This is a genomic window from Flavobacterium sp. AK-345 (assembly GCF_058310175.1).
Genome location: NZ_JBZEER010000021.1, coordinates 26,497 through 38,493, shown reverse-complemented (window position 1 = coordinate 38,493; position 11,997 = coordinate 26,497). Strand labels below are relative to the sequence as shown.

The window sequence follows — 11,997 nt, the reverse complement described above, 5'->3', positions numbered from 1 at the left end:
TTGAGCATTTTTGAAAACAAGATGAGGAATAAAAAAACCCGCATCGTAGTAATGATGCGGGTTTTCAACGTTTAAACCGATTTAAAAAATCAGTTTCAGTGATCCCAGAAGTTTCCGAACCCTTGATCCTTTGTAAGAAAAGACATAATTATTTTACAAATTTGAAATATTAATTGCAAAATTTAAGTAACTAAAAATCAGCGTTAATACACTCTCAATACCAGTAAACATAGGGTATTCAAATAATATGCTTTAATTTACACTTCGATTTTTCAACACGCTAACAATCAGAAGATTAATTTAATCGTTTTCAAAACAGCTCAAATTTTGAAGGCAAAATCGTGGCAATTTGCAATGTAAATTTTTAAAAGCTTGAAATTACTGGGTTAAAACCTTTAGGTTCGAATCTTTTTTACACATTTTTGGAAAGATGTAATATTGAATTAATAGTAATTTGAGTTGGGTGCAAAATCGGTGCACTGAGATTTAAGAAATAAATTAAATACTGAATTAAAAGAATTTGAAAGTCTAAGTTCGAATGATTACTAACACTTTATTAAACAATCAGCTGGTTTCATCTAAAGAAAATGAAACCAGCTGAATAAATGTAACCAAATATTGGACTATGTATATAATTTGAAGTCGCATATTTCAACTTTCGATTAGGATACAGCTCTTTTAATTTACGTCTCTGCAGAATTTATATCATAGAAAACAGATAGCTGGCAAGATAGACGCTAACTCTTACTATAACCTTACTTTATACCTGTTTTAAATCATAAGTAATTGTATCTTTTATTATTTTGAAGTGTCTTTTAAAAATTTAATTAAACCTTTCATGTAGGTTTGCTGGTCGTCATACATACTCATATGACTTCCTTTATCACAATACAAATACGTTCCGTTTTTAACCTGTGTAGCAATCCATTTCATGTGCTCAGGATTCATCGTATCATATTTTGCACCAATAGATAATGTTGGCACTGTAATTTTAGGAAGCTCTTTTGTAACATCCCATTTTTCGAGTTTGCCCGAAAGACCAAATTCACTTGGTCCCTGCATCGTAACATACAGCGATTGGTTAATTTTACTAAATGCACGATTAACTGGCTCAGGCCATAGGCTTGCATCTAAACGCAAAATATGTTTCGAATAAAAATTAGGCACAAGTAATCCCATATATTCCGGATTTTCAAAATCTTTGTTTTTTTCGATTTCTCTTATTCTGGCTAATACTTTTGGGTCTAGTTGCTTTGCCAGCACTTCTTTTGCGTATTTATCATATTCTATAGCACTCATCATCATATTTGAAATGATAAGTCCTTTTATATTTTGTTGATACTTGAGAGCGTACTGTGCTGCTAAAATTCCACCCCAAGAATGACCCAATAGATAAAAATTGTCTTTATCCAGCTTTAATGCCTGACGTACCTGCTCAATTTCTTCTACAAAACGCGGTAAATCCCATAGTGAAGGATCATTTGGATTGTCAGAATTACCAGTTCCTAACTGATCATAATAAATAAACTCAATACCTTCTGCAGGTAAAAAACTTTCCATACACTCAAAATACTCGTGTGTTGCTCCCGGTCCTCCGTTAAGAAGCAATAACTTGATTTTCGGATTATTTCCAATTCTTTTTGTCCAGACATTAAACTTGCCTTTTGGTGTAGTAATTTGTACAACCTTTACCCCACCCGTTTTAATACCTGAAGTGGTATCGGTCAGGTAAGTAGTAGTGTTTTTATTTTCTAAGGTATTTTCTTTATTACATGCATTTAAAAAAAATGCAGCTAATGCCAATAAAAAAATGTTTTTGTAAGCGATCATGGGGATTGTTTTAATTTATTTATGTTTCTCTAAAAATTCTTAATTAATTTTAACTAAATGTTTTTCAATACTAGCTCTTTGAGATTCGTACTGCTCAGGAAGTTTTAAGTTTTGACCTAATTCTTCTAAACTTTCATCTACTGTAAATCCGGGATTCTCTGTCGCAATTTCAAACAAAACCCCTCCCGGTTCTCTAAAATATAGTGAATGGAAATATTGTCTGTCTATTTGTGGTGTAATTGACAATCCGTATGCTTCTATTTTTTCACGGAAGTGCATTAAAATTTCATCATTTTGTACACGAAAAGCAACATGGTGAACAGATCCGTTTGCAACAAGGCCTCTTTTTTCATCAGCCAATTCTACTAAATCAACAATCGCAGCATTTTCTACAGCAGTTGTTGCATAACGATAACGGTTTACATCCTGATCAATCAATTTGTAACCAAATATTTCTGTTAAGATTGCAGCAGTTGCTTTTATGTTATTTAAAGTCAAAGTAATGTTATGAAAACCTTTTGTAGCCACATCAGCTTTTACTTCATCTGTTTCCCAGGCTTTTCTGTTGTCTTCTGTTTTAGATTCGATTAACTCTAATTTTAATCCATCCGGATCAAGGAAAGTAAGGTATTTTTCGCCGAATTTTTCAGCGGGTTTATTATAGATCACATTATATTGTTCAAAACGTTTCTGCCAGAAATCAAGACTTCCTTTTGGTACGGAATATCCAATTTCAGTAGCCATTCCGGATCCTTTTGTTCCTTGCTGAATACCTTCTCCCCAAGGGAAAAAAGTTAAAATAGTTCCCGCGCTTCCTACTTCATCGCCAAAGTAAAAATGGTACGTTCCCGGATCGTCAAAATTCACTGTTTTTTTGATGAATCTTAATCCTAATATTTTTGAGTAAAAATTGAAATTACGTTTAGCGTCACCTGCAATTGCAGTAATATGGTGCAAGCCTAAAATTTTATTTTCCATGATATTTTATGTATTAAGTTGCTTTTGATTTTCTTTTACAAATTTACTTCCCTCTATCTGCGCATCCATTAATCTGGATTAAGAAATGAAAATCGTTTTTTACGTCCGTTACCATCAAATAATTGTCCCATTCGCAAAAAACTTTTTAAATCCAGAATTAGTTTAGCATTTTATTTTTTTGAAAGAAGGGCCTCTAAATCTTTAATTTGCTGCTCAAGATCTGAAATATGTTTTTTTTGAAGATCAAAGACTTCTTTGATTTCCGCAACTGTATATCGTTGTGTGATATGCTGGGGACAGTTCCAGTCATAGGCTTTAATTTTAAAAATCATCATTTGTTCGGGCTTAAACTTGTAATCTTCAGGTTTGAGCTTTTCATATAATTCACTGTTACCTTCAACATCTAATATCTGGGCTTCTGCATAAATTTTTAAGCGTGCCCTTTGCGGATAAGAAACCATGATAATGGCGACTTTAGGATTTTTCGAAATATTTCCTGCCGAAATATATTGACGATTTCCAACAAAATCAACAATTCCGATCGTATTTGCATCTATAATTTTTACAAAACCCTGTGGCCCTCCCCGATGCTGTATGTACGGAAATTTGTTTTCACCATAAGAAGCCATATAAAAGCTGTCCTGACTTTCTATAAATGCCATCTCCTGTTCTGTGAGACCATCAGTATAGGACATTTTTTCTATTCTGGCATAACTGTTCCGGCTTCCTTTTTTTTCCTGAATTTCTTTTATGGCTTCGCTAAAAGCTAGTTCTTGATAGTTCATCGCAAATTTATTAACATTAAAGTTCCTGAATCTGTCTGACCATTTGATTTGTAAATCCCCATTCATTATCGTACCAGGCCATAACCTTTACTAAATCTCCATCTACGACTCTTGTCATTTCAAGGTCCACGGTTGCGGCATATGTACTTTTAATTATGTCACTCGAAACCAATTGTTCGTGGCTAACCTCAACGACTTTATTGTAGCGGGGCGTTTGAGCTTCTTCTGTTAAAATCGCATTAATTTCTTCTACTGTAGTTGCTCTTTGAGTTACGAAAGTAATATCAGAAATTGAACCAATTGGTACTGGTACACGCACGGCAATACCATCAAATTTGCCAACAAGCTCAGGTAATGCTTTTGTAACGGCTACCGCGGCACCAGTAGCAGCGGGTGCTGAATTAAGCCCGGCGGCACGTCCCATTCTGGGTTCTTTTTTAGAGGGAGCGTCGACTAAAGTCTGAGAAGCCGTATAAGCATGTGTTGTATTTAAAATTGCTTTTTTTACACCAATACGTCTCCCTAATATTTCTATAATTGGGCCAATATTATTAGTTGTACAGCTTCCGCAGGAAAAGATCTCTACTTTGCCTTCATCTGTATTCACACCGTGTACAATTGTTGGAGTATCTTTTGTAGGGCCAGAAATAACCACAAATTTAGCGCCTGCCTGCAAATGTTTTTCTGCATCGGGTTTATTGGTAAAAAAACCCGTGCTTTCAATTACAACATCAACACCAAGTGATTTCCACGGAAGTTCTGACGGGTCCTTAATTGTTGAGTATTTAATTGCCTTTCCTTCAATGAAAATAGTATCCTCTCTAAACGATACCTCTTTTTCATATTTTCCGTAAATACTGTCTCTTTGCAGTAAAAAAACGGCATTTTCAATACTCATTAGATCATTAATCCCTACGACTTCCTGTCCGGCAGTATCGGTAATGATTTTTAACGCGGCCCTGCCTATGCGGCCAAAACCATTAATTGCAATTCTTTTCATCTGATAGTGTATTTAATTTATAATAAAAAATAAAGGGTAACTGTTGCCCCAATAACAATTGCATTTTTTTTCACCCTTGCTATATTAATTTTTTCTTTGAATGCATTTCCCAAATAACCTCCCAAAATAGATCCCGCTATCATTACGAGCGCAAAAGGCCAAAAAATCAACCCTGAGAAAGTAAAAATAAGAATCGCTATTCCGTTATTGGCTCCAACTAAAAACAAGGCTAATCTTTCCAGACTATCATTGTTTTTGATTCCATAAAAACTGTATAGAATAAAAATGATCATTCCCATACCTGCGCCAAAATATCCACCGTAGACACCTAATAAAAAAATTGGAATTAATTTTATATGCGAGTATTTAAACTCTTTTTTGACTGCAAACTCAGCATTAAAATAATTTTGTATCCGATTATAAAACGTAAAAAGAACCCACGAACATAACAAGAGAAAAGGTGCAATAGTTTCAAACACCTTATATGAAAACGCTATGAGCAAAAATGCTCCTGTAACTCCTCCTAGAGTACAGGCTAAAACCATATAATTGAAATGCCTTTTAGAAATTTCTGCTGTTTTTTTAATAGGTTTTGATGAAGCAAGAAAACCGGATAAAAGGATTATTGTTGTAGTTGCAGTACCTGTTACAGGCTGTATGCCTCTAAAAATCAAACTTGGAAAAATAACAAACCAGCCTCCTCCAATAGTTACGTTAACAGCACCTCCACAAACGGCCATTACAAATAAAAAGACAAGTTCAAGATAAGCACTCATAATTGTTTAAAGTTTAAATACCAATATGTTATTATTTCTTCTGCTATTTCATTTCCAAATTCTTCAAGTGCAAAGTGACCTGTAGGATAAAATAAAAGCTTAGAATCAGTGAGGTCTTTTTTTAGCAGTTCCGCTCCTTCTTTTTTGAATACTTCGTCATTTTCTCCCCAGACAATTAAGGTAACCGGCTGCAGATTTTTTAAAAAATCCTGCCAGACAGGATACAGCGCTACATTAGTTTTATAGTCACGCTTTAACTCTATTTGGATCTCTTTAACTCCTTCTCGTTCCAGTAAAAACTGATCTAAAAAATAGGTTTCCGGAGCTATATTTGAAATATCCTGCCCGCCATTTGTGTATTCCCATTTGGTATACTCTAATTCAAAAAACCTTTTTAGTTTACTATAGCTTTCAAAATCATCTTTTTGATATAATGCACTAACCTCTTTTAACACGTCACCAACACCTTCACTATAAATATTTCCATTTTGAAAAATAAGCATCTCTATCATTTCGGGACGATTGATGAGTAAACGCATTAAAATAGGTGTACCGTAGTCAAAAAGATAAAAACTCGCTTTAGTTATCTTTAACTTTTCCAGAAAATGGGCAACAATATCAGTGTAATTTTCAAAAGTGTAACTAAACGTTTCCAAACCTGGAACATCGCTAAAACCAAATGCAGGCAGATCAGGTGCTATAACATGAAAATGTTTTGATAATGCAGGGATCACATTTCGAAACATATGCGACGAAGAAGGAAATCCATGAAGTAATAACAAAACAGGATTTCCAGATTCTCCGGCTTCGCGATAGGCAATATTTATCAAGTTTATATTTATAACCTTATGGCATATTTTCGTTTTCTGCCTAGTTCCAAAATCCATAACATTTTAAATTTTAAAAAATTCATAATAATGAATCATTTTATTTCCCGAACGTTCTTAATGTATTTAAGCGTTTCTACACAACAAACTTAGGTATTGGTTTCGACTGCATTTCTGTTATATTCTCACCAAAAATTATAAAAAATAAAGATTACTCTCTAACCTTTCTATTTTGATTTTAAAGAAATAGAACTAGAGAATACTATTATTTTTTTTAGCTTTTTAAAGTTTAGAATTATGGGTAATTAAGCAGAAAAAATTGAAGCCGACAGAAGAGTAAAAATGACCTTCTTTCCTTGCTGAAGCAAAATTATACCGACTGAAATTTTCATTCTATGTGAATAATTTACTAATGATTATAAAAACCTAAGATTTAATTATTTTTTCCTTTTTAGATTAGCAAACCTTATTTTTCTTTAGTAAATATGCACTGTGTAAGAAGCTGAAATATAATATTTTATTAAAAAAGAACTAAAAATTAATTGGCTGTGATAAACATTTCCGGAATAAAAAATTAAAAGAAAACCAACTTTTTAAAATAGACACATTATTATATTATCTGTTTAAGTAATTTTATATTAAAAAAATCAATGGAAAAGCAAATACCTATATTTAATACGCTAAAAGAGATTAGCGATTGGTTCGGACTGCCTTCAACTGAATTAGTAGGCGATGATTTTATGCTTACGGAAATTAACCAATGGAACAAAAATAAATTACTGAATGTTCCTGATAATTATAAAGCCAATTTCTTTACCATTTTTATAATTAATGAAGGCAGTGCAACACACCTATATAATGATGAAGTAATACAATTAGAATCATCAAGTGTATTTGTAACTGGTCCCGGGCATTATCGTAATTATAAATTCGATCATTTAACGGAAGCCTATTTTATCTGCTTTACCGAAAAATTTCTTGCCAGCTATTGCTTTTACGATATATATAAAGAATTTCCGTTTTTACTTTCTGAATCGTTTATATATAAAAAAGCAGATCCGGAAAACTACCTTATTATAAAGAATAATACAAACGAGATTAAAAGAGAAATTCAACGTACTCAGGATCAAAAAATGATAATAATTGGTAATATGTTAGAATTTCTGCTTATTAAGATTACAGAACTTTTTCAAAATCAGATACACCCTTTTACTGATAATAACAATTCAATCGTCAATACCTTTTATAATGATTTAGGAAACTATTTTAATAAAATTGTAGAGGGAAAAAAGCCGCAACAATTAAAAGCAAAAGATTTTGCAGATTTACAATTTTTAAATGAAGATTACTTTTCCAGAATAATAAAAGCTAAAACCGGAAGAACCCCAACTGCCTGGATTAACAGCAGACTCCTGGTTGAAGTTAAAACGTTATTAACAGAAACATCAATGCCAATAGCAGAAATTGCAGAAATATTTCAATTTACAAACAGTCGATATTTTAACTTTTATTTTAAAAATCAGACTACACTCACCCCCACTTATTACAGGAAAAGTTTGAATGTAAGTTAATATCTTTAAATTTTATAACTAAATGTCAATAATAGATTATAATTGAAAATTTCATATCCGATATCTTTGAAAAATAAAAGTCCCCAATTCATCATTTAAAAATTGTCTAACTTTATTTTCCAAAATTATGATACCAAAACTCACCACAATTAGCAAATATAAAGACCAGATTGATTTTTTAAATCTTCCTTTTCATGATTATATAGATAACGACGAGTTTTCAATAGTGAAGGTTCACGAATGGGATTTGAAATTTCCTTTTCATTCGCCAACTTTTAGATCTGATTATTACAGTTTCACTATTGTCACTAAGGCAAATGGCAGTTTTACTGTGGGTGATAATAAGTTTGAATTGCGTGATAACCACGTGGTTGTAACCTGTCCTGATTCCTTTTTTAAAATTGACTGGACAAATATGGAAAAAGTTTACAATATAACATTCTTAAAATCTTTTATCTTAAAATACTTCCCTGGCGGAATTAATAATATTTTAGACTTTAATGCTAAAAATGGTTATTGCTGCCAACTTCCGGAAGATACGATGGATTATTTTGAGAAAACTTGTCTCGAAATATATAATATTGCAACTTCTGATGCTTGTTATAAAGAAGAGATCATGGCAAACATGGCACTTAATCTCTTGTTTTTAGTGCAATTAGAACAGGAAAATGAAATAAATTTTAAAAAAAACAATGAAAAAAACAATAAAATTATCATCGCCTTTCGTCAGAATATGGAAAATAATTTTAACGAATTGATTAATGGTAATTGTTGCGTACTTATGCGTATTAAGGAACACGCGCAAGTACTAAATTTAGACGAAAATTATTTATGCAAGATCGTAACAAACTGTACCAAAAAAACGGTAAACGAATGGATAAACGAAAAACTTATAGACGAAATTAAGTATCTTCTAAAACATTCCGAAAAATCGATGAAAGATATCGCCTTCCTTTTTGATTTTAATGACCTGAATTATTTTTATAGCTTTTTCAAAACTCAAACTTCTTATGCTCCGGGAGTTTATAGAAAACAATATCAGAGGTCGATCTCCTGATTAATGTTTTTCTTAAAGCAAAAATGAAAATACATATAATGCTGAATAATATTTAAAGATGATTAAGTATCATTTTTAAAGAAGATAAATCAAGTCAATATAAACTATCAACAGAGTCTTACATTTTAAAAAAGATGGCTAAAATAAAGAATAAGGAAACATACGATTTCTACGATAATGTAAAAATCATGGGAAGTGATTTCTCTGAAGGGCACATAGGTGATGACGATTTTTCATTAATAATTTCAAAAATAATACACCCAAAAGAAAGACTTCCGTGGACCTATCCGGCGCATCGTGCTGCCCATTTTATAATGGGAATTGTTATTGATTCTTATGGTTCAATACAATACGAAGATTTAACCGCGAAAATTGAACCGAATATGTTATTTATTCACAAACCCGGAACTTTGCAAGAGTTAACATTTAATGAAGTAACAGAAACTTATGGTTTATTATTTTCTGAAGAGTTTATTGTAAAATATGCCGGAATTTCGATTTATAAAACGTTTCCCTTTTTGCTATTTGAAAGACATTTACCACTGCACACCACTCCCGAATTTCAACAAGAGCTAAGAACAATCATTCAGCTGATTTACCAGGAACTAAAAAAAGATACACCGCTTAAAAAGAAATTATGTGCCAATCTGCTTACCCGGATTTTACTTAAGATAAAACAAGAATTCTGGGAAGGGTATAGTATAAATATACAATCCCGAAATCCTGATATTTTGAACGATTTTATCCAAAATATGGAGTTCCACTATGATCAGCTGCTCAAAGGTAAAGTGAAGAACGTACTACATATAAAAGATTATGCGGAAATGCAACAGCTTCATGAAAACTATCTGTCCACCATCATAAAAGAAAAAACCGGAAAAACAGCTGGTCAGTTAATTTCTGAAAAAACGCTCTCCGCAGCCAAGATTTTAATTCAGGATTCCCAATACACTATGAAAGAAATTGGATATATGTTAGGATTCAGCTATACCTCCTATTTTAGCATTTTCTTCAAAAAACATACAGGACTTACTCCTTTGGATTACCGTAAAAAAAATTTATAAGATGTATATTTTTTTTGTGTTATATAATAGAAGAAAATTGCATTACACAAAACATTCTCGATAAATTAACTTAGCTTACCAATTAGAATAAATCTTAAAAAAACTTCATTATAGTTTTGATACAAAATAAAAATAATTGAGAATGTTTACACAGATTAATATCGCCATTTCAAGATATGTGAACTTCACAAAAGAGGAACTTGATATATTTAATTCTCTATTGTATTTCAAACAAATCAAAAAGAAAACCATAATGCTTCAAAAAGGAGAGAAATGTACTTTTGATGCATTTGTAGTTCGTGGATGTATCCGAAAATATTATATCGATGAAAACGGATTTGAAGTAATCTTGCAATTTGCAGTCGAAAATTCATGGATCAGCGATATTTCATTTAGCATTTATGAAACGGAGGGCAGTAAAATTTTTATCGAAACCATAGAAAACTCTGATCTTTTGCTCTTTACACCGGAAACCAAAGAACAGCTTTTTGAACGGGCGCCAAGATTTGAGCGTGCTTTCAGAATTTTAATGCAGCGCCATTTGGCCGTTACTCAAAATCGCCTTCTTCATAGTATCACCTGTACGGCAGAACAAAAATATGATGAATTTTTGCAAACGTATCCCACTATACCATTACGTGTACCACAGCATTATATTGCTTCTTATCTGGGGATTTCTCCTGAATTTTTATCAAAAATCCGAACCCGAAAACTGAAATCCTAATGGTACGAAAATCTTGTCCTGGTTCAATGCACAGGTTTAATTTATAGTAGAAATTTGCAGCGAACCCAAACACACAACAACTATGGACAGGAAAGATTTTCTCAAAAAAGGACTTTTAGGAACAGGAATGTTTGTCGCCTCGGCAGCAGTTGCCAATATCATGCAGAATGATATTGACGAAATAAAACCACTCGAACCTGTAGGTTTTAATCATCTGCCAGTTCTTGACACCCCTGTAACAGGAAACAGCGTTTTACACAAGGCCGAATCAAGAGGTCATTCCAATCATGGATGGCTTGATACACATCAGACTTTTAGTTTTGCCTCTTATTACAATCCCAACAGAATGCATTTTGGCGTACTCAGAGTTCTCAATGATGATGTTGTAGACCCTTCAAAAGGATTTAGCATTCATCCTCATGACAATATGGAGATCATATCGATTCCATTAGAAGGCGACCTGGAGCATAAGGATAGCATGAACAATGTGGCCATCATCAAAAAAGGTGATATTCAGGTCATGAGCGCAGGTACGGGAATTTACCATAGTGAATTTAATAATAGTTCAGATAAACCTGTTAAGTTCCTTCAGATATGGCTTTATCCAAATAGAAAAAATGTAACTCCGAGATATGACCAGATTACTTTAAAATCAAAAGACCGTCATAATAAGTTTGAACAAATTTTATCTCCAGATGCTAAAGATCAGGGTGTATGGATTTATCAGGACGCCTGGTTTCATCTGGGAGTCTTCGATCATGAATTTACCAGTACATACAATATTAAAAAGAAAGGCAATGGTGTTTATGCTTTTATTATAAAAGGAAGTTTTCTGGTAAACGGCACTTTGCTCAACGAAAAGGACGGAATGGGAATTTGGGATCTGGCTTCTATTGAAGTAATTTCTCAATTAGATGGTTCTGAAATGCTTTTGATGGAAGTACCAATGACGATGTAAAATTATCTTTATTATGCACATTCGACTATTAGTTTTACGATCAGGAAATCCTAAAAAGCTGGCGGATTTTTATTCACTATTTGGATTAAGTTTTGAATATCACAAACATGGAAATTCGCCCTTCCATTATAGTGCTTCAATGGGAAAAACAATTTTGGAAATTTATCCTTTAACAAAAGAACAATCAGAACCAGATGTAAATTTACGCTTGGGTTTTGAATTTGAAAACTTTAGCGGAACTATCCAGAAATTAAAGGAGAATAATGTGACTTTTTTTTCTGAGCCTTCCCTGACAAATTTTGGATTTATGACAATAATTGCTGATCCGGAAGGCAGAAAAATTGAAGTTTATGATCAGAATAGTACTCTTTGAAATCCTGATAATCTCTTAAATTCCAAAAATCAATAGCATCCTTATTCACCATTT

The 11,997-nt window shown here is 32.6% G+C and carries 12 protein-coding genes; 6 read left to right on the top strand and 6 right to left on the bottom strand.

The window, feature by feature from the left end:
- Positions 1-798: 798 nt before the first annotated feature.
- The 6 genes from AC4FQ3_RS22350 to AC4FQ3_RS22325 all read right to left on the bottom strand — a co-directional run bounded on the left by AC4FQ3_RS22350 (position 799) and on the right by AC4FQ3_RS22325 (position 6,199).
- Positions 799-1,830, bottom strand: coding sequence for a proline iminopeptidase-family hydrolase (locus tag AC4FQ3_RS22350; protein ID WP_491183338.1), 1,032 nt, complete (start codon positions 1,828-1,830; stop codon positions 799-801).
- 39 nt (positions 1,831-1,869) lie between these two features.
- On the bottom strand, positions 1,870-2,808 hold the full coding sequence (locus AC4FQ3_RS22345) for a ring-cleaving dioxygenase (RefSeq protein ID WP_491183337.1): 939 nt from the start codon (positions 2,806-2,808) through the stop codon (positions 1,870-1,872).
- A 170-nt stretch (positions 2,809-2,978) separates the two neighbouring features.
- Complete coding sequence (locus tag AC4FQ3_RS22340; protein WP_491183336.1) at positions 2,979-3,593, bottom strand: pyridoxamine 5'-phosphate oxidase family protein; 615 nt, start codon at positions 3,591-3,593, stop codon at positions 2,979-2,981.
- A 16-nt stretch (positions 3,594-3,609) separates the two neighbouring features.
- Positions 3,610-4,593, bottom strand: a complete 984-nt coding sequence (locus tag AC4FQ3_RS22335) for a type I glyceraldehyde-3-phosphate dehydrogenase (protein WP_491183335.1) — start codon at positions 4,591-4,593, stop codon at positions 3,610-3,612.
- Between the two features lie 17 nt (positions 4,594-4,610).
- Positions 4,611-5,369 carry a sulfite exporter TauE/SafE family protein gene (locus AC4FQ3_RS22330; protein WP_491183334.1) on the bottom strand — a complete coding sequence of 253 codons (759 nt, stop codon included), beginning with the start codon at positions 5,367-5,369 and terminating at the stop codon, positions 4,611-4,613.
- Positions 5,366-6,199, bottom strand: coding sequence for an alpha/beta fold hydrolase (locus AC4FQ3_RS22325; RefSeq protein WP_491183333.1), 834 nt, complete (start codon positions 6,197-6,199; stop codon positions 5,366-5,368). Before AC4FQ3_RS22325 ends, AC4FQ3_RS22330 begins: the two co-directional genes overlap by 4 nt.
- Before the next feature lie 647 nt (positions 6,200-6,846).
- Between AC4FQ3_RS22325 and AC4FQ3_RS22320 the strand changes: the two genes are divergently transcribed.
- From AC4FQ3_RS22320 to AC4FQ3_RS22295, 6 genes are all read left to right on the top strand, one after another.
- Complete coding sequence (locus AC4FQ3_RS22320) at positions 6,847-7,767, top strand: helix-turn-helix domain-containing protein (RefSeq protein ID WP_042562723.1); 921 nt, start codon at positions 6,847-6,849, stop codon at positions 7,765-7,767.
- A 127-nt stretch (positions 7,768-7,894) separates the two neighbouring features.
- A complete protein-coding gene (locus AC4FQ3_RS22315; RefSeq protein ID WP_115845956.1) occupies positions 7,895-8,824 on the top strand; it encodes a helix-turn-helix domain-containing protein in 930 nt (309 codons plus the stop codon).
- Between the two features lie 134 nt (positions 8,825-8,958).
- Positions 8,959-9,888 (top strand): helix-turn-helix domain-containing protein, encoded by a 930-nt coding sequence (locus AC4FQ3_RS22310; RefSeq protein WP_052483430.1) that lies wholly within the window; start codon positions 8,959-8,961, stop codon positions 9,886-9,888.
- Positions 9,889-10,030: 142 nt separating this feature from the next.
- Positions 10,031-10,612: a Crp/Fnr family transcriptional regulator gene (locus AC4FQ3_RS22305; RefSeq protein WP_042562725.1), complete on the top strand. Its 582-nt coding sequence runs from the start codon at positions 10,031-10,033 to the stop codon at positions 10,610-10,612.
- Positions 10,613-10,694: 82 nt separating this feature from the next.
- On the top strand, positions 10,695-11,570 hold the full coding sequence (locus AC4FQ3_RS22300) for a pirin family protein (RefSeq protein ID WP_491183332.1): 876 nt from the start codon (positions 10,695-10,697) through the stop codon (positions 11,568-11,570).
- Positions 11,571-11,583: 13 nt separating this feature from the next.
- Positions 11,584-11,943: a VOC family protein gene (locus AC4FQ3_RS22295; RefSeq protein WP_042562726.1), complete on the top strand. Its 360-nt coding sequence runs from the start codon at positions 11,584-11,586 to the stop codon at positions 11,941-11,943.
- Positions 11,944-11,997 lie beyond the last annotated feature (54 nt).

Bases quoted from the DNA above. Each gene is read 5' to 3' on its own strand.
- AC4FQ3_RS22350 (WP_491183338.1), bottom strand. From the start codon at position 1,830: ATGATCGCTTACAAAAACATTTTTTTATTGGCATTAGCTGCATTTTTT.
- AC4FQ3_RS22345 (WP_491183337.1), bottom strand. From the start codon at position 2,808: ATGGAAAATAAAATTTTAGGCTTGCACCATATTACTGCAATTGCAGGT.
- AC4FQ3_RS22340 (WP_491183336.1), bottom strand. From the start codon at position 3,593: ATGAACTATCAAGAACTAGCTTTTAGCGAAGCCATAAAAGAAATTCAG.
- AC4FQ3_RS22335 (WP_491183335.1), bottom strand. From the start codon at position 4,593: ATGAAAAGAATTGCAATTAATGGTTTTGGCCGCATAGGCAGGGCCGCG.
- AC4FQ3_RS22330 (WP_491183334.1), bottom strand. From the start codon at position 5,369: ATGAGTGCTTATCTTGAACTTGTCTTTTTATTTGTAATGGCCGTTTGT.
- AC4FQ3_RS22320 (WP_042562723.1), top strand. From the start codon at position 6,847: ATGGAAAAGCAAATACCTATATTTAATACGCTAAAAGAGATTAGCGAT.
- AC4FQ3_RS22315 (WP_115845956.1), top strand. From the start codon at position 7,895: ATGATACCAAAACTCACCACAATTAGCAAATATAAAGACCAGATTGAT.
- AC4FQ3_RS22310 (WP_052483430.1), top strand. From the start codon at position 8,959: ATGGCTAAAATAAAGAATAAGGAAACATACGATTTCTACGATAATGTA.
- AC4FQ3_RS22305 (WP_042562725.1), top strand. From the start codon at position 10,031: ATGTTTACACAGATTAATATCGCCATTTCAAGATATGTGAACTTCACA.
- AC4FQ3_RS22300 (WP_491183332.1), top strand. From the start codon at position 10,695: ATGGACAGGAAAGATTTTCTCAAAAAAGGACTTTTAGGAACAGGAATG.
- AC4FQ3_RS22295 (WP_042562726.1), top strand. From the start codon at position 11,584: ATGCACATTCGACTATTAGTTTTACGATCAGGAAATCCTAAAAAGCTG.